Source organism: Paenibacillus sp. FSL K6-2441 (assembly GCF_037964765.1).
Lineage (GTDB): Bacteria > Bacillota > Bacilli > Paenibacillales > Paenibacillaceae > Fontibacillus > Fontibacillus phoenicis.
The window spans coordinates 2,856,413-2,879,753 of sequence record NZ_CP150174.1; the positions used below are offsets into that span (position 1 = coordinate 2,856,413).

At 55.6% G+C, this 23,341-nt stretch carries 20 protein-coding genes; 2 read left to right on the top strand and 18 right to left on the bottom strand.

The window, feature by feature from the left end; all coding sequences use genetic code 11:
* Positions 1 to 2: 2 nt before the first annotated feature.
* The 13 genes from rlmN to NSQ80_RS13205 all read right to left on the bottom strand — a co-directional run bounded on the left by rlmN (position 3) and on the right by NSQ80_RS13205 (position 16,106).
* A complete protein-coding gene (rlmN, locus tag NSQ80_RS13145) occupies positions 3 to 1,049 on the bottom strand; it encodes a 23S rRNA (adenine(2503)-C(2))-methyltransferase RlmN (protein WP_009225254.1) in 1,047 nt (348 codons plus the stop codon).
* A 153-nt stretch (positions 1,050 to 1,202) separates the two neighbouring features.
* Positions 1,203 to 2,723, bottom strand: a complete 1,521-nt coding sequence (gene rsmB, locus NSQ80_RS13150) for a 16S rRNA (cytosine(967)-C(5))-methyltransferase RsmB (protein WP_323076880.1) — start codon at positions 2,721 to 2,723, stop codon at positions 1,203 to 1,205.
* On the bottom strand, positions 2,720 to 3,679 hold the full coding sequence (gene fmt / locus NSQ80_RS13155) for a methionyl-tRNA formyltransferase (protein ID WP_036645260.1): 960 nt from the start codon (positions 3,677 to 3,679) through the stop codon (positions 2,720 to 2,722). Before fmt ends, rsmB begins: the two co-directional genes overlap by 4 nt.
* Before the next feature lie 10 nt (positions 3,680 to 3,689).
* Positions 3,690 to 4,172 (bottom strand): peptide deformylase, encoded by a 483-nt coding sequence (gene def, locus NSQ80_RS13160; RefSeq protein ID WP_009225251.1) that lies wholly within the window; start codon positions 4,170 to 4,172, stop codon positions 3,690 to 3,692.
* 106 nt (positions 4,173 to 4,278) lie between these two features.
* Positions 4,279 to 6,843 (bottom strand): primosomal protein N', encoded by a 2,565-nt coding sequence (gene priA, locus NSQ80_RS13165; protein WP_339299363.1) that lies wholly within the window; start codon positions 6,841 to 6,843, stop codon positions 4,279 to 4,281.
* Positions 6,840 to 8,060: a bifunctional phosphopantothenoylcysteine decarboxylase/phosphopantothenate--cysteine ligase CoaBC gene (coaBC, locus tag NSQ80_RS13170; protein ID WP_260070893.1), complete on the bottom strand. Its 1,221-nt coding sequence runs from the start codon at positions 8,058 to 8,060 to the stop codon at positions 6,840 to 6,842. Before coaBC ends, priA begins: the two co-directional genes overlap by 4 nt.
* Before the next feature lie 108 nt (positions 8,061 to 8,168).
* The gene (rpoZ, locus tag NSQ80_RS13175) at positions 8,169 to 8,393 is read right to left on the bottom strand and encodes a DNA-directed RNA polymerase subunit omega (RefSeq protein ID WP_036645258.1); all 225 of its coding nucleotides are present in this window, start codon (positions 8,391 to 8,393) and stop codon (positions 8,169 to 8,171) included.
* 50 nt (positions 8,394 to 8,443) lie between these two features.
* Positions 8,444 to 9,022, bottom strand: a complete 579-nt coding sequence (gene gmk / locus NSQ80_RS13180; protein WP_016311614.1) for a guanylate kinase — start codon at positions 9,020 to 9,022, stop codon at positions 8,444 to 8,446.
* A gap of 13 nt (positions 9,023 to 9,035) precedes the next feature.
* Entirely contained in the window at positions 9,036 to 9,296 is a 261-nt protein-coding gene (locus NSQ80_RS13185) for a DUF370 domain-containing protein (protein WP_009225246.1), read from the bottom strand.
* Between the two features lie 53 nt (positions 9,297 to 9,349).
* Entirely contained in the window at positions 9,350 to 10,237 is an 888-nt protein-coding gene (locus tag NSQ80_RS13190) for a YicC/YloC family endoribonuclease (RefSeq protein WP_009225245.1), read from the bottom strand.
* Positions 10,238 to 10,269: 32 nt separating this feature from the next.
* Entirely contained in the window at positions 10,270 to 12,195 is a 1,926-nt protein-coding gene (locus tag NSQ80_RS13195) for a bifunctional homocysteine S-methyltransferase/methylenetetrahydrofolate reductase (protein WP_009225244.1), read from the bottom strand.
* 198 nt (positions 12,196 to 12,393) lie between these two features.
* Positions 12,394 to 13,230 carry a diaminopimelate epimerase gene (dapF, locus tag NSQ80_RS13200; RefSeq protein WP_009225243.1) on the bottom strand — a complete coding sequence of 279 codons (837 nt, stop codon included), beginning with the start codon at positions 13,228 to 13,230 and terminating at the stop codon, positions 12,394 to 12,396.
* Positions 13,231 to 13,301: 71 nt separating this feature from the next.
* Positions 13,302 to 16,106 carry a calcium-translocating P-type ATPase, SERCA-type gene (locus tag NSQ80_RS13205; RefSeq protein WP_260071666.1) on the bottom strand — a complete coding sequence of 935 codons (2,805 nt, stop codon included), beginning with the start codon at positions 16,104 to 16,106 and terminating at the stop codon, positions 13,302 to 13,304.
* A gap of 199 nt (positions 16,107 to 16,305) precedes the next feature.
* Here NSQ80_RS13205 and NSQ80_RS13210 point away from each other — a divergent pair, with 199 nt between their 5' ends.
* Positions 16,306 to 18,075, top strand: coding sequence for an NFACT family protein (locus NSQ80_RS13210; RefSeq protein WP_260071665.1), 1,770 nt, complete (start codon positions 16,306 to 16,308; stop codon positions 18,073 to 18,075).
* A 217-nt stretch (positions 18,076 to 18,292) separates the two neighbouring features.
* Here NSQ80_RS13210 and NSQ80_RS13215 read toward each other — a convergent pair whose 3' ends face one another.
* Positions 18,293 to 19,177 (bottom strand): PHP domain-containing protein, encoded by an 885-nt coding sequence (locus tag NSQ80_RS13215; protein ID WP_339299369.1) that lies wholly within the window; start codon positions 19,175 to 19,177, stop codon positions 18,293 to 18,295.
* 31 nt (positions 19,178 to 19,208) lie between these two features.
* Complete coding sequence (locus NSQ80_RS13220; protein WP_009225239.1) at positions 19,209 to 20,114, bottom strand: selenium metabolism-associated LysR family transcriptional regulator; 906 nt, start codon at positions 20,112 to 20,114, stop codon at positions 19,209 to 19,211.
* Between the two features lie 411 nt (positions 20,115 to 20,525).
* On the opposite strand from NSQ80_RS13220, the gene NSQ80_RS13225 reads away from it, so the two are divergent.
* On the top strand, positions 20,526 to 21,434 hold the full coding sequence (locus NSQ80_RS13225; protein WP_339299371.1) for an IS1595 family transposase: 909 nt from the start codon (positions 20,526 to 20,528) through the stop codon (positions 21,432 to 21,434).
* A 435-nt stretch (positions 21,435 to 21,869) separates the two neighbouring features.
* Here the strand turns inward: NSQ80_RS13225 and NSQ80_RS13230 are convergent, their stop codons facing one another.
* The 3 genes from NSQ80_RS13230 to NSQ80_RS13240 form a co-directional block, all read right to left on the bottom strand.
* Positions 21,870 to 22,307, bottom strand: a complete 438-nt coding sequence (locus NSQ80_RS13230) for a hypothetical protein (protein ID WP_009225237.1) — start codon at positions 22,305 to 22,307, stop codon at positions 21,870 to 21,872.
* A 256-nt stretch (positions 22,308 to 22,563) separates the two neighbouring features.
* Positions 22,564 to 22,827: a YlbG family protein gene (locus NSQ80_RS13235; RefSeq protein WP_009225236.1), complete on the bottom strand. Its 264-nt coding sequence runs from the start codon at positions 22,825 to 22,827 to the stop codon at positions 22,564 to 22,566.
* A 76-nt stretch (positions 22,828 to 22,903) separates the two neighbouring features.
* Positions 22,904 to 23,341 carry a YlbF family regulator gene (locus tag NSQ80_RS13240; RefSeq protein ID WP_036645300.1) on the bottom strand — a complete coding sequence of 146 codons (438 nt, stop codon included), beginning with the start codon at positions 23,339 to 23,341 and terminating at the stop codon, positions 22,904 to 22,906.

Here is a 23,341-nt window from a genome sequence, read left to right on the forward strand (position 1 = left end):
GCTCACCTCGCACCAGACTCCATGTGCTTCGCCCGCAGTTGTCCGCAGGCAGCGGCAATATCATGGCCTTGCTCCCGGCGGATCGTCACATTGATGCCTTTATCCGCCAGTATGCGCTGAAACTTAAAAATATCGTTACGCGACGTTCTCACGTATTTGCGCTCCGGCACATAGTTGACCGGAATCAAATTGACGTGGCAAAGCATATCCTTGATCACGTCGGCCAGTTCCTCCGCATGCTCCGGCTGGTCATTCACCCCGCCGATCAGCGCGTACTCGAACGTAATGCGGCGGCCGGTTTTGGCGATGTAGTAGCGGAGCGCCTCCATCACGTCGTCAAACGGAAAGCGCCGGTTGACCGGCATCAACTTCGAGCGGAGCGCATCATTTGGCGCATGGATCGAGATCGCCAAGTTAATTTGCGTGTTCTCGTCCGCAAACCGGTAAATGTTCGGGACAATCCCGCTCGTTGATACAGTAATATGCCGTTGTCCGATGTTCAAGCCCTTTTCATGGATCATAATCCGTAAAAATTTCATCGTGGCATCATAGTTTTCAAATGGCTCGCCGGTCCCCATGATCACGATGCTGCTGACGCGTTCGCCTTTGGCGTCCAGAATCTTTTGCGCCTGCACGACCTGGGCGACGATTTCTCCCGGCGTCAGATTCCGCTTCAGCCCCCCTAATGTCGAGGCACAAAACGTACAGCCGACCTTGCAGCCGACCTGGGTGGTCACGCAGATGCTGTTGCCGTAGTTATGCTTCATAATGACCGTTTCAATAGCATGATCATCATGCAGCCCGAACAGGAACTTCACCGTTCCGTCCTTGGATTCCAGCTTCGTAATCTCCTGCAGCGTAACGAACGCAAATTCGTCAGCCAGCTTCTGCCGAAGCGCCTTGGACAGGTTGGTCATCTCATCGAAGGAGCTGACGCGTTTCACGTACAGCCAATCGAAGATCTGTCCGCCGCGAAACGCAGGTTCTCCCTGCGATACGGCCCATTCCTGTAATTCTTCCAACGTATAATCATATATAAAAGGTTTCATTTTCACACACCTGTCCATATCTATTTTGAAAAGTTGCCCACTCATTCTTCCCATTTTATCATAAATTGACTTCCGACTAAAGTCGACCTTCCCGCCGCAGCGGCGCAAAAAGGCCAAGCCCGCCGTTTCGAGCGGCTGCTTGACCTTGTCATGTCAATCCTTCTCTATCAACTTCCTACGGAGTCGAGCAATATAAAATCCGTCCGAATGGGCGTCCTGAGGCAAAATCTGCAGCCCAGCCTCGACCCGCCCAGCGGCAGCTGCCAAAGCACCGCGCTCCTTCCAGCTGATCGGCTCATCCGCCAGCTCGAATTCCGGATGGCGGCTCAGGAAGGAGGCGACCATCTCGGCATTTTCGCGCGGTTCAATCGTGCAAGTGCTGTAGACGAGCAAGCCGCCCGGCTTCAGCAGCCCGCTCACCGAGTCGAGCAAAGTCCGCTGGACGCCGGCGATCTCCGTCACGTCCTCCGGCTTCTTCGCCCACTTCAAATCCGGCTTGCGGCGGATCACGCCAAGTCCGGAACAAGGAACGTCCAGCAAAATCCGGTCGAAGGAAGCTGCCTTCAGCCGCTCCGCGAGTTGCAGGGCGTCGCCCGATAACGTATCCACGTTGTCCAGCCCTAGCCGCTTGGCATGGTCCTCGATCAGCTTCGCCTTGTGCGGATGGATGTCGTTCGCCAGCACCCGGCCGCGGCCCTCCATGATCTCAGCGATATGGCATGTCTTGCCGCCGGGCGCAGCGCAGCAGTCCAGTACATTCATCCCCGGCTGCGGATCCAACGCTTCGGCAACGAGCATAGAGCTTTCGTCCTGTACGGAAATCAAGCCTTCCCGGTACCAGGAGGTCAGCGCCATATTGCCGCCGCTGTGGACCACAATGCCGTCCGGCGAGATCGGCGAGGCCGAGGCTCGCAGCCCTTGCTCTTCCATGAGGCGCAGCACCTCGTCCCGGCTCGCTTTCGTGCGATTAACCCGAACGCTGACCGAAGGCGGCTCATTGTTGGCACGGCAAATCGCTTCTGCGGCAGATTCGCCGTATTGCTGGATCCAGAGCGCGACCATCCATTCCGGATGGGAATGCTCCAGGGCGATGCGCTGCACAGGGTCCAGCCCCTCCGGCAAACGCAGCTCCTCTTTGCGGCGCAGCACGTTGCGAAGCACACCGTTCACCATGCCGGAAATCCCCTGATGTCCCTTGCGTTTCGCCAGGTTCACCGCTTCGTTCACGGCCGCATGCGGAGGGATCCGGTCCAGATATTGCAGCTGATAGAAGCTGAGCCGGAGCAGATTTCGCACCCAAGGCGCTAATTTCGCCAGCCCCTTCGTCACAAACTGCTCGAGAAAATAATCGATCGTGTTAAGCCGCTGAATGGTGCCGTAGACCAGCTCGGTTGCAAGACCTGCATCCGGTCCGGTTAATCCGGACCTTTGCAGCGCCCCGTTGAGCAGCAGATTGCTGTAGGCGCCCTCCTGCTCAACGGCGGTCAGCACCTGCAGCGCTACGCTGCGGGCCGACGCAGCCGCCTGATTTCGGCCCCGCCCGCAGGATGAAGGCGTGCCAGACGGCTGAACCGAACCCTGGCCGCGGCTGGCTTGTCCAGCTGCTTTCGCACCGGTTCCAGGTCCCTTGCCTCCGCCCGAGCCTAAACCCGGCCGCTTTCCTGCGCCGCTCATGACAAGACCGTCCCGACTTGCATCACGCCGCCGCGAATGAAATCGCTGGCCTCCATCGCCTTCTTGCCTGCGGGCTGAACCCGAGTCAGCCATACCGCGCCGTCCCCGGTTTTCACTTTGATGCCCTGTGACGAAAGCTCAAGCACCGTCCCCGGCGCTGGTTCAGACGTCGACGCGGCCCCGCCCGCAGAAGTTCCTGCCTCCGCAGGCTTGGCCACCGCCCAAACCTTAAATACCTCACCGTTCCAAGTCGTAAACCCGCCGGCAAAAGGCACCAGCCCCCGCACGCGATCATAAATTTGCCGCGAGGTCGCGCTCCAATCGATGCGCTCATCCTCCCGTGTCAGATTTGGTGCATAAGTCGCTTCCGCATCGTTCTGCGGAATCCGCTCCGCCTTACCCTCAAGGATCAGCGGAAGCTGCTCCAGCAGCAGCCGCGCCCCGGCTTCGCTCAGCTTCTCGAACAACGTCCCCGACGTATCCTCATCGTCGATCGGCACCACCGTCTTGGCGATCATATCGCCGGTGTCAAGCCCCTCGGCCATGTACATCAAGGTGATGCCCGTTTCTTTCTCGCCGCCCATAATCGCCCGTTGGATCGGTGCCCCGCCGCGGTATTTCGGCAGCAGCGAGCCGTGCACGTTCAGGCAGCCGTACTTCGGCAGGTCCAGCACGCCCTTCGGCAGAATTTGCCCGTACGCCGCAGTGACGATCAAATCGGGCTGCAAAGCGGCGACCTCGGCCACCGCCTCCGGCGCACGCATCCGCGCCGGCTGCAGCACGGGAAGCCCATGACGCAAAGCGGCTTCCTTGACCGGCGTTGGCGTCAGCACTTTTTTGCGCCCCTGCGGCCGATCCGGCTGCGTGACCACGCCTACGACGTTGTACCCTTCGCGCAGCAGTCCTTCCAGCGAAGGCACCGCAAACGCTGGCGTCCCCATAAATACGATATTCATCGGGCGCTGTTCACTCCTTCTCTTCACCCTCAGGGGTAATCTCGTACACTCTTTCCGCAATGTCCGTATACAATACGCCGTTCAGATGGTCGATTTCATGCTGGAACGCGCGCGCCAGCAGCTCGGAGCCCGTATAAGTCACTTCGTTGCCATTGCGGTCCAGCCCTTTGACGGTGACGGTCATGGCACGGCGAACATCTCCGCGATACCCCGGAATGCTGAGGCAGCCTTCCGGTCCGAATTGCTCGCCTTCCTTGGACACGATCTCGGGATTGATCAGCTCAATCAGCCCGTGCTCATCGCCGACATCAACCACGATCACCCGCTTGAGGATGCCGATTTGCGGTGCAGCCAGACCTACGCCCTCCGCGTCGTACATCGTATCCGCCATATCCGTCAACAGTTTTTGAATATTAGGCGTAATCTTCTTCACTTCTTTAGCTACCTGATGTAGCACTTCATCCGGTTCCTTAACAATAATCCGAATCGCCATGATGGCACTCCCTTTCCCGTCTTCACTTTCATAGTTTCTTTTGCTCTTTCCCTATTTTATCCCAAATATATGCTAGCGGATGAAAAATGGATCATTTCTTCCGTGCTTACATCAGCATTTGCGGATCGACATCGATACTGATCTGAAGCAATGCATCGCGCCATTGGTCCAGCGTCGCCGCTGCTGTCTCCTGGACCAGGCTCACCGCATCAAGGTCGCCGCGGTATTTCACCATGCACTGGATCCGATAGCGGTTCTTGATACGCGGGATCGGCGAAGCTACCGGGCCAAGAATGTCCAGCGCCGCCGGCACGAACCGGTCCAGGCTGCCGAACCATCCCTGGCGCTGGGCTTTCGCCCGCAGGTCGCCGGCAAAATTCTCAGCCATCCGCAGCAGCAGCGGCAGCTTCTCATGCGACAGCGTAACCAGGATCAGCCGGCTGTACGGCGGATAATGCATCGTCTTACGCGTCTTCAGCTCCTCGCGGACAAACGATAAATAATCGTGGCCGCTGGCGTGTACGATCGAATAATGCTCCGGCATGTAAGACTGGATAAATACCTCTCCGGGCAGCTGGTGCCGCCCTGCGCGGCCGGCAACCTGCGTGAGCAGCTGGAACGTTTTCTCCGCCGAACGGAAATCCGGGAAATTCAGCGCCGTATCCGCCGCGATTACGCCAACCAGCGTCACGTCAGGAAAATCCAGCCCCTTTGCTACCATCTGCGTGCCTAGCAGTACATCGCCTTTTTTCTCGCGGAACGCCTGCAACAGCTTCTCATGGGCGCCTTTTTCGCTAGTCGTGTCAACGTCCATGCGAATAACGCGGATGCCAGGAAACAGCTTGGCCAGCTCCCCTTCCACCCGCTGGGTTCCAGTACCGAAATAACGGATATGCTCGCTGCCGCATTCCGGGCAAACAGACGGTGCGGCTTCCGCATAACCGCAATAATGACAACGCAGGTTGTTTGACTTCTGATGATAGGTCAACGAGATGTCGCAATTCGGACAACTCGCCACATATCCGCAGGTCCGGCACATCACAAACGTCGAATACCCACGCCGGTTCAGCAACAACACGGTTTGCTCGCCGCGCTCCAGGCGGGCGGCAATGCCTTGATGCAGCGCGCGGCTGAACATCGAGCGGTTGCCTTCCTTCAGCTCCTCGCGCATATCGACGATCTGAACGCCGGGCAGCCGGCTGCCAGCCGGACGCTGCTTCATCTCCAGCAGGATCGGGGCAAACTCCCCGAACTCGCCGCCTCCGGAACGCGCCGCGTGGTAGCTTTCCAGCGACGGCGTGGCCGAACCTAGAATCACGGCGGCCCCATGCTGGCGGGCCCGTCTCACCGCCACATCGCGGGCATGGTATTTTGGCGTTTCCTCCTGCTTGTAGGAGGTTTCATGCTCTTCGTCCATCACAATCAGACCAAGCCGGCTGAACGGGGCGAAGATGGCCGAGCGCGCGCCAATCGCCACTTCCACGCGGCCTTCGCGGATTTTGCGCCATTCGTCGTACCGTTCGCCGGTGGACAGGCGGCTGTGCAGTACCGCCACCTTCGCGCCAAAGCGCCCCTTAAACCGTTCAACCATTTGCGGGGTCAGCGAAATTTCCGGCACGAGCACGATCGCCTGACGACCCGAAGCGATGCAGCGTTCGATCGTCTGCAAGTACACCTCGGTTTTGCCGCTGCCCGTCACGCCGTGCAGCAAGAACACTTCATGCCGCTGGGCGTCCAGCGTTTCCGCGAGACGGCGGTACACCAGCTCCTGCTCCGGCGTGCGCGGCAGCGGCTCGCTGCGTTGGAAGCGCCGGCCTTGGTATGGATCGCGGAACACCTCGACATCCTCGATGACGGCAAAGCCCTTCTCCGCCAGCTTCTTCACGGTACCGGCGGTCACCTGCAGCGTCGACAGGACATCTTGAAGCGACTGCGGCAACCCAACCTCCAGCAAGTATTGCAGCACTTCCTTTTGCCGGCGCGCCTGCGGGCCAAACGACGCGAGCGCCCCCTGCGCCGCCTGACCGCTGACAGCGGCAGCAACGGTTTTGACCGTCTTCTTGCGCACCTTGTCCTTGATCGCCTGGCTTTCCGTCAGCACGCCCCGGGCCAGCATATCTTTGATGAGGCCAGCAGCCTCCGGATATTTGGTCCCAAGCTGATTCATCGTGACGGTATCGGAGGCCCGGACGAAACGTAAAATTTCCTCTTCCTTAGGCGTGAGCAAATGTGGGAACGTAAAGGCATGGTTTTCGCCTTCTGCCCGTCCATCCGCCCCGGTCAATGCCCCTTCTTCAGCTGCGTCATCCGCCACACGAATATACCGCTCGGCCTTGCCCTTCAGTGCCGCTGGAATCATCGCTTGCAGCGCTGCAATCAGACTGCAGGCATATTTGCGGCTCATCCACTCCGCCAATTCCACCAGGTCCGGCGGCAGCGGCGGCATCATGTCAAGCAATTCCTGAATCGGCTTCATCCGCGCCGGGTCCATCTCCGGCTGCTCATGTAAGGACACGACAAAGCCCTGAACCGTACGGCGCCCGAACGGAACACCTACCCGGCTGCCCACCTCGATCCAGCCGGCCATCGATTCAGGGATTAAATAGTCAAAAGGCCGGTCGGTTTCCCGGCTCGGCACATCAACAATCACTTTGGCCATACGGTAGGTCATCGGTCATTTCCCGCCAACCGTTCGGCAGCCAGCTCCATAATCTGCAACGCCACCTCATCCTTGGTCATCTGCGGCACAGATCGAACTAAGCCGGATGCGTCGTAGATGTTCACGATGTTGGTTTCGGAACCAAATCCCGCTCCCTGCACGGTCACATCGTTAGCAACCAGAAGATCGCAGTTTTTGCGCTTCAGCTTATCCATGGCGTGCTGCTCCACATTTTCCGTTTCGGCGGCAAAGCCGATCAGGAACTGCGTTGTTTTTTGCTTGCCTAGGGTCTCCAGGATATCGATGTTTTTTACGAGCTCCAGCACAAGCGAATCCCCGGTTTTTTTGATCTTCTGTACGGCCGCTTCCTTTGGCCGGTAATCCGCTACGGCGGCGGCCTTAACGAGGATGTCGGTATTCGCCCATGCCGCCTGCACCGCCTCAAACATGTCTTGAGCCGACTGTACGCGGGTAACCGGAATGCCGACCGGAGGCTCCACCTGCGTATGCCCAGCGATCAGCACGACCTCGGCACCAAGGCGCTGCGCCGCTTTGGCGATGGCGAAGCCCATTTTTCCCGAGGAATCGTTGGTGATATAGCGAACCGGGTCAATTCGTTCCACGGTCCCTCCCGCGGTGACGACGACTTTTTTGCCGGCCAAAGGCTTCTGCGCGATGCGAGCTTCCCGTGCAAAATAATCCTTCACCACCCGGACGATCGTCTCCGGCTCCTCCATCCGTCCTTTCCCGACATATCCGCACGCCAGGAGGCCTTCGCCGGGCTCGATCATCATGACGCCGCGCGCCGTCAGCTCCGCCATATTGCGGACAACCGCCGGGTGCTCGTACATGTGCACATTCATCGCCGGTGCCAGCATAATCGGCGCCTGGGTCGCCAGCAGCGTCGTCGAGAGCATCTCATCTGCGATCCCCGCCGCCATTTTGCCGATGATGTTTGCGGTGGCCGGAGCGACCAGCACCAGATCAGCCCAATCCGCTAAATTAATATGTGCGATGGATTCGGCGTGTTTTTCGTCAAAGGTATCGGTGTATACGAAATTTTTCGATAACGCCTGCATCGTCAGCTCTGTGATAAATTTGGTTGCAGATTGGGTCATAATGACGCGGACCTCCGCGCCTTCCTTCACCAGCTTGCTGCACAAGGATGCCGCTTTAAACGCGGCAATGCCGCCGGTCACGCCTAATAAAACCTTCTTGCCGGTTAACATCGCTACCCCTCGCTTTCCCCAAACGAAAAAAATAACAACCTCGCGGTTGTCGTAAAAAGAAGCCCGGAGGCCTTTCGTATATGCTTTGTTCTCTGAGTTAGTCTGGAATTAGTCTTTGTTGATCTCTTCCGACACTACGTCATCTTGTTTCAGCTTAATGTAGTCCCCGTAGATCTCTTCGAGGGCAATGCCCACTGGCTTGTGCGACTTCGGTTGCTTCAGTTCGCTCTTCTCGCCTTCGCGCAGCTGTCTCGCGCGCCGGGAAGCCGCAACAACCAAAGAGTATTTGCTGCCGACTTTTCCAAGCATCTTGTCAATCGATGGATACAGCATGTTCAAAAACACCTCTTCTTATTTGGACTCATCGCCATATGAAGCGTTAGCTAGCACGACTTTCGGATTCTGCAATGCTCAGCGATGATAATGGATTGTATTCTCTGGCAAGCTAAATCGATCTCGTCATTGACGACGGCGTAATCATAATTCTCCATCAGTCCGATCTCATGGGCCGCCACGCTCATGCGGTGATCGATCGTCGCCTGGTTCTCCGTTCCCCGACCTTGAATCCGGCCTTTCAGCTCATCAAGCGACGGGGGAAGCAGGAACACGAACACGCCCTCAGGGAATTTCTCCTTAACCTTGAGCGCCCCCTGAACTTCGATTTCCAAAATGATATCTTTCCCGCCAGCCAGCGTCTCCTCCACGAAATCGCGGGGAGTCCCGTAAAAATTGCCTACGTACTCCGCATACTCCAGAAGCTGATCGTTCTCGATCATTTCCTGGAATTGCTCACGGGTTTTGAAAAAATAATTGACGCCGTTCTCTTCCCCCGCCCGGGGTTGCCGTGTGGTGGCCGAGACGGAATAAACCAGCTCCGGCATCCGCTTGCGCAGCTCAGTGCATACTGTTCCTTTGCCAACGCCAGACGGTCCGGATAATACGATAAGTAACCCTTTAGACATAGCTCTCTCCATTTTATTCGTCGTTGTCTTCTTCCTTGGTGGACAAACGATGAGCGACGGTCTCTGGCTGTACCGCCGATAATATCACATGATCGCTGTCCGTGATGATCACCGCGCGCGTACGCCGCCCGTATGTAGCATCGATCAGCATGTGGCGATCTCTCGCCTCCTGAATGATCCGCTTGATCGGCGCAGACTCGGGGCTGACGATCGATATGATCCGGTTGGCCGATACGATATTACCGAAGCCGATGTTAATAAGTTTAATTGCCATATTCAGGTAGTTCCCCCTAATTTGCTTGACTCACCCGGCGCCGGGTAGATGGCTTACTCGAGATTCGCCGCCTGCTCGCGGATCTTCTCTAACTCGGCCTTCAACTCGACAACCAGGTTGACTAGAGCCAAATGATTGGCTTTAGATCCAATCGTATTGGTTTCCCGGTTCATTTCCTGTATGAGAAAATCCAGCTTGCGCCCTACCGGTTCATAAGCTTGAAGCAGACTGCGGCACTGTTCGAAGTGGCTCTTCAGCCGAATCAGCTCCTCATCGATGTTAGACCGGTCTGCAAACACGGCCACTTCCATCGCAAATCGCTGCTCGTCGTAGTTCCCCTCCAACAGTTCGGCTAGCCGATTTTTCAGACGGCTCCGGTACTCTTTCACGACTTCCGGAGCCAACCGAACCATTTCGCCGTGGATCGCTTCCAGCCGCTGCAGTCGCTCACCCAAATCGGCGGCCAAATGCTTCCCTTCCCGTTCCCGCATACCTAAAAGCCCAATCAGCGCTTCCTCCAAGCCTTCGGTCAGCACCTGTTCCCATCCGGGATCAGCACTGCCGGCCGGGGCTGCTTCCTCGGGCGTCGTCAAGGCATCCGGCAGGGATAGCAAATCTCTGGCGCTTAGCTTCGCGTCGACACCATAGTGCTTGGCGAGCTCACCCGCTGCCTTTAGGTACGCTTCGACGACCGGACGGTTTAATACGTAAGGAAGGGTGCCGGATTCATCGCGTTCTTTACTGATGTATACATCAATGCGTCCCCGTTTGATATGGCGCTGAACCAGGCGCCTTAGTCCGTCTTCGTAGCACGTCCATTCCCGCGGCATCCGCAGAACAACCTCAGCATACCGATGGTTGACGGACTTGATTTCAAATTGGACGACGTAACCGCCATACGATCTGACGGCCCCACCGTACCCAGTCATACTGTGCGACATAGGCATCACATCCGTTACCCTATTGTAATTGATTATGACAACCGAGACAAGTGGGCCGAGTCCCGTTTGGACTTCTCGCGAATATAATTCGTTAAAGCGACATTCATTTCATAGAACATAAACGGCGTCATGAGATAAATTCCGTTAAAATGCTCCATCGCCGTGTCGAGCAGCTCTTTGGCGATCTCGACGCCCATCGCCCGCCCCTCTTCGCCTTGCAGTCCTTCCATCCGCTTGCGGACTTCATCCGACAGCTGGATTCCGGGCACCTCATTATGCAAATATTCGGCGTTTTTGCCGCTGGCCAGCGGCATAATGCCGATGAAGATCGGCACGTCCAAATGCGCCGTCGCCTGCTTGATCGCCACGATCAGCTCCGGATCGTATACTGGCTGGGTCATGATGTAATCGGCGCCGGAAGCGATCTTCTTCTCCAATCGCTCCACCGCTTTGTGCAAATGCTTCACATTCGGATTAAACGCAGCGCCTACGACGAATTTGGCTTTTTGCTTCAAAGGCTTCCCGGAAAAAGAAATCCCTTCGTTCAGCTGCTTGATCATGCGAATGATCTCAAACGACGTCAAGTCGTACACAGAACTCGCTCCCGGCAGATCGCCAAAGCGGGCAGGGTCGCCCGTCACAGCGAGCACGTGGTCGATGCCCAGCGCATCGAAGCCCATCATATGCGATTGTGTGCCGATGAGATTGCGGTCCCGGCAGGCGATATGCACCAGCGGTCTCAAGCCGAGCTGAGATTGGACGAGATGTCCAAGCGCCATGTTGCTCATCCGCGTTACGGCCAGCGAGTTATCTGCCAGCGTGAGCGCATCGATGCCCGCCTCTTTCAAAGCGGCTGCGCCCTCCATGAATTTCCCGATATCCAGGTCGCGTGGCGGGTCCAGCTCAACGATGACGGTATGCCGCTCTTTCACGAGCTCGGTCAAGCTCGGAAGCTTGCGATTCTCCCCGCCGCCGGAAACAGCACCCGTTTCGCTGGAGCCCGCAGGCACCGCATTCGGCTGCTCGTTGAGCGATACGCTAGCGGATAGATGCGGTTCAGGCAGCTTCCGTTCCTTCGCCAGCGGCTGAGCGGCATACCCTTCCAAGGCCTTCGCCATGGCGGCGATATGCTCCGGCGTCGTACCGCAGCAGCCTCCGATCAATCTCGCCCCCAAATCGGCAAAAGCACGGGCGCACTCCCCAAAATAATCGGGAGTCGCTCCATATACATATTCTCCATCGATATAGTCCGCCAAACCTGCATTTGGGAAAACGGACATCGGCACGTTGAGCGGCCCCTCCACGTCGTCCATGACACCCATGATTCCTTTTGGACCGGAATGGCAGTTGAAGCCAACCACGTCTGCCCCTTCTTCAACCAGCGCTCCAAACGCCTGCGGAATCGTAAATCCGTCCAGCGTGCGTCCGATTTGATCGACGGCGAACTGGCAAATGACCGGAACATCCGTCAGCTTGCGGGCTTGTCCCAAAGCGATCCGCATTTCCCCAAGGTCGTAAAACGTCTCGAACAGCAGCGCATCCACCCCTTCGCTCAGCAAGGCAGCAATTTGCTGCTCGAAGTATTTCCCGAGCTCTTGGACGGTGACGTTCGCCCGCTTGCCGCCGCGGATGGAACCAACCGCTCCCGCGACATACGCACGTTCGCCCGCCGCTTGCTTGGCGATCCGTACCGCAGCCCGGTTGATGTCCTCCACCTTGGCCTCCAGTCCGAATTTGGACAATTTATAGTAATTCGCCGAAAACGTATTGGTTTCCAGCAGCCGTGCCCCGGCATCGAGATAACGGCGATGGATGTCGCCGATCACGTCGGGGCGCAGCAAATTAAATTCTTCATAAGAAATGCCGACCGGAAAACCCAACTGGTACAAATACGTCCCCATGGCCCCGTCGCCGACGATAATTTCGCGCTCCAAAGTCGTACGCAAATCCGGTTTCATGCTTCTGCCCCCTGACTGCCGTGATGTTATATCGCTGTATGAATCAATCCCGGCGCAAACTATTATCATATTAATTTATCATAAATCGCTCCGATTGATAAGGTATCGTTCCCGAATATCGCTGGCAGTTATCGTAAAAAAAGCCGGGTCCCCGATCAGGGATCCCGGCAATCGTTCCATCCTAATTTAATGAACCTCTTATATTTCGACGCTGCCTTTGTACACCGCTTCGGCCGGCCCCGTCATGTATACATGATTGTCGCGTTCATCCCATTCGATAAACAGGTCTCCGCCCTTGAGTCCAATCCAGGCGGCACGATCCGTCAATCCGTTCAGTACGGAGGATACCAGTGTGGCGCAAGCACCAGTACCGCAAGCCAGCGTTGGGCCCGCCCCGCGTTCCCATACGCGCATCTCCACCCGCTGGCGGTTCGTCACGGTGGCGAACTCTACGTTGATCTTGCGCGGGAAGTACGGATGTACCTCCAGCTTTGGTCCCCATGTCGTCACATCGAAATTCGGCGCATCATCCACATAGATGACGCAATGCGGATTGCCCATAGAGACGGCCGTAAACTTAAATTCCTGGCCGTTCGTCTCAATCGGCTGGCTCACCACCGGATTCTGATTCAGCGTCGTTGGGATCGTCAGGCCGTCCAGGATCGGTTCGCCCATGTCGACCCGCACCGTTTTGACCACACCGTCCTCGACCTGCAAGGTCACTTGCTGAACGCCTGCTCCCAACGTTTCAATCGTTACGCTGTCTTTATCCACCAGACGGTTGTCGTAGACGTATTTGGCTACGCAGCGAATCGCGTTGCCGCATTGTTCAGCTTCCGTGCCGTCTGAATTAATGATCCGCATTTTGAAATCCGCTTTGTCCGACGGGAGAATAAACACCAATCCGTCTCCGCCGACGCCAAAATATCGGTCACACCACCGAATCGCCAGTTCAGATACGTTATCCGGCAGCTGTTGTTCACCATAAAATACGAGAAAGTCGTTACCTAGTCCATGCATTTTTGTAAATTCCATGCTAACCCCACTCCTGCATCGTTGGATGATAGGGTTAGTCTAGCTTTTGCCAGGTTCAAAAGCTATTGATTTTATGCACGAATATTTGTACTTTTCGCGGTGACAAAGGGACGCGGCCCGCTGCTGCGCCGTTTCCGATTGCCTGACCAGACGCTGCCCGCGCCCATCAGGAAGGTCGGAATGCCAGCGGCCACCAGGGTGATCGCCCACTCCCGCGTGCCAAGCGGTACCGTTTTGAAGATCGGCTGCAGCGGTTCAATGTACATTACGCCAAGCAGCAACACAATCGACGACAGGACAGCGGCAACCAGATATTTATTTTGCAAAATATTACGGTGAAAAATCGACCGCGAGCTGCGGCAATCGAACACATGGATCAGCTGCGCCATGACCAGGGTGGCAAAGGCGACCGATTGCGCTTTGACCAGTTGGGCCGGATCCGATGGCGCATAGCGCAGCGTCAACCAAAACGCGCCCAGCGTGCATACGCCGATCAGCACTCCGCGGCTGATGATTTTCCAACCTAACCGGCGGGCAAAAATGTTTTCGTTTGCGCCGCGCGGCTTGTGCTCCATCAAGTCTTTTTCCGGTTGATCGACGCCCAGTGCCATCGCCGGCAAACCATCGGTCACCAGGTTGACCCACAAAATTTGGATCGGCAGCAGCGGCAGCGGCAAGCCCGCCAGCATGGCGAAGAACATCGTCAGGATTTCGCCGACATTGGAGGCCAGCAAATAACGGATGAATTTACGGATGTTCTCGTAAATGCTGCGTCCTTCCTCGATTGCGGCAACGATTGACGTAAAGTTATCGTCGTTGAGGATCAGCGAGGACGCTTCTTTGGAGACGTCCGTGCCCGTCATGCCCATGGCGATGCCGATATCAGCGGCTTTGATCGCCGGCGCGTCGTTTACCCCATCGCCGGTCATCGCCACCACATGCCCGTTCCGCTGCAGTGCCTTCACGATCCGCAGCTTATGCTCCGGCGACACCCGGGAATAGACGTAGATGTTGTCTACCTGCTTCTCCAGCTCCTCATCGCTCAGCGCCTCCAGCTGCTGGCCCGACATCGAGGTACCGCCCCGCGGCAAAATCCCCAGATCGGCAGCGATCGCTTCGGCGGTCAGCCCATGGTCGCCGGTGATCATCACCGTTTTGATGCCTGCGCGGCGGCAGACGGTAATCGCGTCCCGCGCTTCGCGGCGCGGCGGGTCGATCATACCGGTCAGACCCACGAAGATCAGCTGCGATTCCACTTGATCTTCATGCTCCGCCCCTTCGGTTGGCTTCAAGTCGCGGTAGGCCAACCCAAGCACGCGGAGTGCACTGCGGGCCATTTGTTCGTTGGCCGCTTGCACTTTCTGCCGGAATGTGCCCGTGAAAGGCACCACTTTGCCATCCCACAGGATATAGGAGCAGCGCTCGAGCAGCATATCCGGTGCTCCTTTGACGAGCGCCATTTTGCCGCCTTGATGGGAGACGATGACGGACATCCGCTTCCGCTTGGAATCAAAAGGAAACTCCAGATCGCGGACATACGTTCCGCTTAAGGCTGCCGGCGTCATGCCCATTTTGGACGCCAGCGTCACCAGCGCCCCCTCGGTTGGATCGCCCTTCAGCTTCCAGACCGATCCGCCTGCAGCGGCGTCCTCCTTCGTCTTGCGGCGGCCGCGCTTCTCCGGATCGTCGTCATAGATGACCGCATTGCTGCACAACGCGCTGATCTGCAGCATCCGGCGCAAGCTTTGGTCATTGCGCAAATCGACGGGCACGCCTTGGTCCAGAATATTGCCAACCGGCTCGTAGCCTTCGCCCGTCACTTCCAGCGATCTGCCTTCCAGCCACAACCGGGTTACGGTCATTTTGTTTTGGGTTAGCGTACCGGTCTTGTCCGAACAGATGACCGTAGCGCAGCCCAGCGTCTCCACCGACGGTAGCTTGCGAACGATTGCTTTGCGTTTGATCATGCGCTGCACACCCAGCGCCAACGCAATCGTCACGATGGCCGGCAGACCTTCCGGTATAGCAGCAACGGCAAGACTCACTCCGGCAAAGAACATGCTGGCGGCCGGCTGCCCTTGCAGAATCCCCAGGAGCACCACAACGACGGTCAAGCCAAGCGCCATATAAATCAAAATTTTGCCGAGCTGCTCCAGACGCCGTTGCAGCGGGGTTTCCTGGACCTCGGTATTTTGAATCAAATCGGCGATTTTCCCCATCTCGGTGTCCATGCCCGTGCGGATCACGATCCCCCGGCCCGTACCGCGGGTGATCATCGTGCCCATGAAGCCGATGTTCTTCTGGTCTCCCAGCGGAACGTCACTTTCACTCAGCACCCCCGCATGTTTGCCCACCGGATGCGATTCGCCGGTCAAAGCGGATTCTTCCACGTCCAGGCTGTTCGTAGATAACCACCGGATGTCAGCTGGAATCCGGTCCCCGCTTTCCAGCAGGACGATATCCCCTGGAACAAGCTCTCTGGCTGGAATGTTCTTGACGACGCCTTGGCGCAGCACATTGGCATGGGGCGCGGACAGCTCTTTTAATGCCCGCAGGGAACGCTCCGCACGGAATTCTTGGATGAATCCAAGCACCCCGTTCAGAATGATGATGGCGATGATTGTGACGGCATCCAGATACTCGCCGAGAAAACCGGAAATCAGCGTGGCACCCATCAGCACCAGCATCATAAAATCCTTGAACTGGTTCAGGAACAGCAGAATCGGGGAGATGCGCTCTCCTTCCTGCAGTTCGTTCCAGCCAAATTCCTCGCGTCTCTTCTGCGCTTCTTCATCGGTCAGGCCCTGTTCACGCGTGACGCCGAAGTGTTGCAGAAGCGCATCACTGCTCCACTGGTGCCAGTTTTTTTGTTCCATCCTCCTTAATTCCCCTTCCGTTTATTATGCAGTATCGGCGTGAAGGCTTTTCCACCTAGGGTAAATGTATTCTAGCCAGTCCCAAATTATCACAGGGGAGCCCTTAAGTTTTTGCCCGAAGTATGGCATCATAGAGGAGGGCTTTCTCGTGAAGCCGCCGCTTTCATACAAAAGTTTCAGAACAGGAGATTATCATAAAATGGCACTCGACGGCATCGTAACCCGAGCGATCGTACACGAATTGCAAACCTGCATCGGCGGTCGCATCAATAAAATACATCAGCCCGCGGAAAGCGACCTCGTCTTTCACCTGCGCACGCAGGCCGGCAATAAGCGGCTCCTACTGTCGGCGAATCCGACGTACCCGCGGGTTCATTTTACGGAAGCCTCGTTTCCGAATCCGCTGGAGGCGCCGATGTTCTGCATGCTGCTGCGCAAGCACTGCGAGGGTGGGACTATCGAAGCGGTGACGCAGGTCAGCATGGAGCGGATCATCCATATCGACGTCCGCACGCGCGATGAGCTCGGCGATTTGTCTATCAAGCGGATCATCATCGAATTGATGGGACGGCACAGCAACATCATCCTGGTGGACCCGGCCACCGGTACCCAGTTGGACGGAATTCATCACGTGACGCCGGCCATTTCCGGCTATCGGATCGTCATGCCCGGCTTCGCCTATACAGCGCCGCCGGAGCAGCACAAGCTTCATCCGCTCGAAGCGGATCGTGCGGCTTTTATGGCCGCCTGGCAAGCGGCAACAGCCGAAGGCAAAGGCACCGGCAGCGGCTGGCTGGTCGATGCCTTCGCCGGGCTGAGCCCGCTGATCGCCGGCGAAATCTATGCCCGCACCGGGGTCAGCGGCGTTGCAGCGGAGATCGGGCTGAATCCGGAGGAAGCGGAGCGGTTATGGTTAGCTTTTGACGGATTGATGGAGGAGGTTCGCAGCCAGAAGTATGCCCCCATGACCGGCGAAAACGCCAAAGGGAAAAGCATCTTCTCCGCCATTCGGCTCACAAGCGCCCACGGGGAGATTCGAACCTATCCTTCGATCAGCGAATGCATGGAGGACTATTACGGGGATAAAGCGCTGCGGGATACGGTCAAGCAGAAAACGAACGACCTGCTGCGCTTCCTGCAAAACGAGCGGAACAAGAACATAAAGAAGCTAACTAACCTGAAGAAAGATCTGAGCGAAGCCGAAGATGCCGAACGTTACCGCATCTGGGGCGAGCTGCTGCTGCCTTCGCTGCATACGATCCGCAAAGGCGACACCAGCGTTGAGTTGGTCAACTACTACGATGAAGCGCAGGGAATGGAGACCATCCCGCTGGATCCGCTGCTGACCCCTTCGGAGAACGCCCAGCGGTACTTTAAGAAGTACAACAAATTCAAAAACAGCCTCGCCGTCATCGAGGAACAGATGAAGCTGGCTAAAGAGGAAATTGCTTACCTCGATGGCTTGCTGCAGCAGTTGAACGATGCGACGTTAAGCGATATCGACGAGATCCGCGAGGAGTTGACCCAGCAGGGATATTTGCGGGACCGGGCCAAACGGGGCAAGAAGAAGAAAAAGAACGACCGTCCGACGTTGCACGTCTATACTTCGTCGGAGGGCATCGAAATTTACGTGGGCAAAAACAATCTGCAAAACGAATACGTCACCAACCGGCTCGGCAAACCCAACGATACCTGGCTCCATACGAAAGATATCCCGGGCTCACACGTGCTAATCCGAAGCGACTCATATGGCGATGCGACGTTAAACGAAGCTGCGCAGCTTGCCGCCTATTTCAGCCAGGCGAAGCAATCAAGCAGCGTCCCGGTGGACTGCACCCTCATCCGCTACGTCCGCAAACCAAACGGCGCCAAGCCTGGCTTCGTCATTTACGATCACCAGCGGACGTTGTACGTCACGCCAGATGAGCAGCTCATTAAATCGTTGCCGAACACAGTGAAGAACGGCTGATGATTGTTGGCAAAGTCTCAAATGTAAAAGTGCAGTTGAACCCCATCCAAAACCGCCGAATTGAATCAATCAGATGCAAAAGTACAGTAGATTCTCAGCTTCACCTGGGGATTTGCACGGATTCACGCCTAACGGACTGCACTTTTACATTTGCCCAATAAAAAACGGTGCTCCAAAAGGGATCATAGATTCATTGACCCTTTGGACCACCGTTTTTTCAGTTTTTCTCAGCCCGTCTGGCCGCCTCCGCCGCCTGTTTCAACCGTTCCACCGTACCCGGCGGTGCCGTGCGTCCACCCAAATCACCGTGAAAAACAACACCCTGCCGCACGCCGTGATAATCGGATCCCCCGGTCACGATAAGCCCGTACTGCTCGGCCATGGCGGCATAACGGATCTCCTCCTCCGCCCCGTGGTCAGAGTGGTACACTTCTATCCCGTCCGGCTTCCCACGCTCCAGGATCGACCGCACCAGCTCGTCGTCCCCGTACAAGCCCGGATGCGCTAACACCGCCGCGCCGCCTCCCTCATGAATCCACGTGATCGCCTCCTCCGGCGATATACGCGGCAGAGAAGCATATCCTGGTTTGCCTTCGGACAAATACCGATCAAAGGCCACGCGCATATCCGACACGTACCCCTTGCGGACGAGAACATCGGCGATATGAGGCCGGCCCAAGCTTTCACCCGGACGCAGCGGCCGGGCCACCCCAGCCTTCACTTCCTCCATCGTAATCTCAAGGCCTAATTGCTGCAGCTTCGCGATAATTAGGGTATTTCGCTCCTCCCGAACCGACCGAAGCCGGGCCAAGCGCTCCAGAAGGTGTTCATCCTCGAAATTCAGGAAGTACCCCAACACATGGATGTCTTTGCCCCCGGCGCGGGTGCTGATTTCGATGCCGGGGACAACGTCCACGCCAAGCTCCTTCCCGGCCAGCAAAGCCTCCTCAATCCCGGCAACGGTATCGTGATCTGTGATGGCCAAGCCCGTCAGCCCTTTCTCCTTGGCCAGCCTTACGTTTTCCGCCGGCTTATTCATCCCGTCCGAAGCTTGGGTATGTGAATGAAGGTCGTAACGTTCGTTTGCCATATGTGGTTCCATGTTATCCCATCCTTCATTTTCGCAATGTCTTTTACGTAGTTTGCGGATATTCCCGCAGGAAAGTCAAAAACGTCACCGCTGTGACCGGCAACAGCGTCGATTTCAAGTGGATCGAATAAAACATCCGTTTAAAAGACAACCCTTCAATATCCAGCACCTCCAGCAGTCCCAGCGCCTGCTCATGCTTAACGGAAGAAGGTGAAATAATCGTGATGCCAATCCCGGCCTCGACCGCCGATTTTACCGCCCCCGTGCTGCCGAGTTCCATAACAGTACGAATTTGATTGATGTCAACACCGCATCTCCGCAGTTCATCCTCCATCACCTGACGAGTGCCAGAGCCTTTTTCCCGCAGTACAAAAGGGTAATGAATCGCTTCCTCCACCGTTACAGACCTTCTCCCCGACAACGGGTGGCCTGCGGGAACAATTAGCTTGAGCTCATCCTCCATGACAGGCTCGGATACCAAGTCCGGATGTTGAACCGGCGCTTCAACTAACCCGAAACTCAGCTGGTGATTCAGGATCTCCTCGATGATTTGCGTCGTGTTGATCACCTTCATCACGATTGAGATATGAGGGTATCGCTGTCCAAACGGCCCAAGGAGCCGAGGGAGGACGTATTCCCCGATCGTCAAGCTGGAGCCGAGCTGCAGCCGCCCCTCCAGCATCGATGTATGCCGCGACATGGCCTGCTCTGTTTCACGAATTAACTCCACGCTCTGGCGAGCAAACGGCAGCAAAGTTTGGCCGGCTTCCGTTAATTCGATCTTTTTCGTAGAACGGATCAGTAGCTTCGTGCCGAAGTAATCTTCCAGCGATTGGATTTGCATCGTAACCGCAGGCTGAGTCATGTGCAGTGCCTGGGCTGCAGCCGAGAAGCTGCCACGCTGCGCCACCGTATAGAAAATATGAAGCTGGTGATAGTTTAACGCCATCGTCCGGCACTCCCCTTTCTTTCCATTGCAAAGCTCTCCATTAACAATAGCATGCCCGGGCCAACTACATAAAGTGCTAGTCCCATGAATTGTTGCCCTATCAAAAAACGCCTGCCCTACATCCGATGGCTCTTATCACTTCTGTGCCCTTTATGTGCCCGCATATGGTCTTGTTCGCGCCTCTTTTGCACCATTATCCCTTTCGCTCAGAAATTAGGAATTGTGGAAGGAGGTTTTCTAAATGAGACAGTCCCAGAAAGCTGACCCTTCAGGATTAATTGGGGTCAATTGAGTAAGTTGATTTTTTGGGAGTTTTTTCTTGTGTACAGAACATATGTTTGGTATAATTTAAAAAGAGAACATTAGTTCGTAATTTTGGAGTTGGGAAGATTCACATTGGAGGGATCCGACATGGAGTTAGGTATGAATAAAGAGCTGCTTCAACCTATCAGCAGCCGTTTTCAAAGTGAGGCCGACTGTATCGAGGCGATCATCGCTATGAAGTGGCCAGACGGCTTCGTCTGCCCGCGCTGCGCTTATACCAAATGCACCCGTCTGTCCTCCCGACGACTTCCTTTGTTTGAGTGCAGAAGATGCAGCTATCAAGCCTCGCCTTTGGTGGGTACGATTTTTGAAAGAACCCATCTGCCTTTGGTGAAATGGTTTCAAGCTATGGAGCTGTTCCTGCTTCCCGACGGTATCTCAGCGCTGCGGTTGAGTCAGGTGATCCAAGTTACCTACAAGACCGCGTGGCTCATGCTGCACAAAATCCGCCATACCCTCGGTGAATGTGATGCCCGGGAGCTGCTCTCTGGAGAGGTGAAGGTGAACCGCGATCAGTATGGGACGGATCCCAACCGCTTTCATCCAGCTTCTCAACCTTATGCCACCGCAGTCGTCGCCGGCTGCACGGTCACGGAGTCTGGTGAGCCCGAGCGTGTGAAGATTCAACTGATACCGCATAAAAGAGGAGGCGAGCAATGGGCTACCCGGCACGATCTCGCTACGTTCATCAACAAGCATGTAGACGTCCATACCTCAACCAAGCGGTGGTTCCCTTTCGTTTATCGGATGTATCTGCCCTTACGGAAAGTCGTGAGAGAAGCACGGGACTCTATCAGACGCACGTATGTCGCCTTGGGAATAACACATTTGCAGGCGTATTTGAATGAGTACACCGTACGCCGTTACCTGCGCATGTCCTTTTCCGAGGAAGAAATGCGCCAGAACATGCTGCAGATGTGCCTGTCCATTCCAGCAATCTCGTACCGCCAGCTAATCGTAATCCGCCGGATCTCAACCATTGCAGATGCGGCTTAATCGAGATGCTTATCAACATATCTATATTTTTCGCAATAAACCACCCGATCCGCTTTTTTGCAACGTATTTTTAACTTTATCAACTTCAGAGCATTTCCTGTTCCCAGTTTCTCTTCCTCCATGACCTGACGCAACGGGATAATCGTTAAAAAGGGGCGGAGAAACTACGTTATCCTGCCACTGCCACCCCCGCACTGGGAAGGACGTGAGGGCCATGAGGGACGCCAGGGGTGCAGGAGACGGGAAGGATGCGAGGAACGGAGGAGCGGTGTATTTGAGTTGCAGAAAAATCGGTGAAATCGTATTTGACACAACAGGCTAAAATGTCAAAAGAAGCAGACCGGTTAACGGCATGCTTCTTTCCAAATCGTTCTACGTCTTCTTTCTCATCTTCGGCTTCGGCCTAGTTTCTGTCTTGGCCTACTCCCGCAGCTCCTAGCGGTGCTTGCGGCTGTTCTTCATCAGCGTCATTCGCCGGGAATGGCGAAGCCAGGAATAATAAGATTTCAAATCGCGCAATTCAATGGTTTCCGACATCCGTCCAAGAAAGGTAACGATGATCATGCGGTGCATCGGGCGTCCGGCAAGGTCGAACTCTCCGGGAATTTCCGCAAATTCAGCCACCATCACGAGATCGTCATCAATTAAATAGACGTCCTCTTCCTTGCGATAATATGGCGTTATGCGTCCCTGCTTTAAACATTCCCAAGCCCATCCGGCAATCTGTTCAACCCCGACATTATCCCGATCAATTCTGTCCTGGTATCGGAGCTTGGCATGGTTCGTTACTACGATATCGGCAACTCTCTTGTCCCCTAGTTGAATATAGAAGGATTCATAGGTTCTCCAGCGTTCCGTTGCCTTGTCTCTCATGCCGCACCTCTCATTGTATAGGTCTTTGTAAATAGATAAGTAAGTGATTTGCCAATAATTAGGTCTTTTTAACTAAGCTCTTTTACCTATTATATTACATCATTCCCTAATTTTCTACAAGATTCAAGTGTTTTTTGTCAAAAATAAGGTCTCTAGAACTATAAATCCATAGGAGACAGTATAAACACAAAAAAGCCGCGCAACGAGTAGCTCGCTGCGCGGCTTTGGCATTCGAATCGCTTGGTCTAACCTTCGGTTAGAGTCCGTAGAAGCGGGTTTTGTCCGGGACGTCCTTACTGTATTCGGTTTTAATTTCCCCACGGTAAGACCGCTCAATTTTGCGAACATAGGATAACTTACGGATATTCCGCATCGTCTCTTCCGCCCGATCGGCATTCACATACATAACCACATAATGCATGCGGCGGGATAGATAATGCACGCTTCCGTATTTTTCTAAGTTCCTTGCCGCTTTCAAGTCGCTTACCCATATGATATATCCTGTACGCTCCGGAAACATGACTTTCCCCTCCCGTGGCTTAACTACCTGGAACTTCCGGAAACCAATCTTCCGGAATGATCGGCTGCTTATGCTCTTAGCCGCAGCTGCAACTTCCACCGGCGCCGCATCCGCCTTTCGGATTCGGATCATTGCTTGGCACCTTGATCGTATCGGAAACGGCATAAGCGATCATTTCCGACATCTGGTGGAGGATATCGTCGAGTTCGTTCTCAGCGGCTTTAAACTTCCGAACCGCCTCGAAGCGCTCTAATTCCCGCTCCACCTCGGCCACTTTATCCTTGGCCTCGTGATAATTCGGATGGAAATGTCCAAAGCGCTCGGTTTCCCGGAACAGTTCCTTCTGAGCTTCCAGCTTCTTGACCCATGCCTGAATCTCACTATCTTCTTCCACGCGCTTTTTCCAATACAAATATTCGGAAACGGCGGCGGATTGATTTATCATATCGCCCAATTCATAGGCGTTGATCAGCACTTCGGCCATGTCGACCGTATTCTTCGCGATTACGCTCAT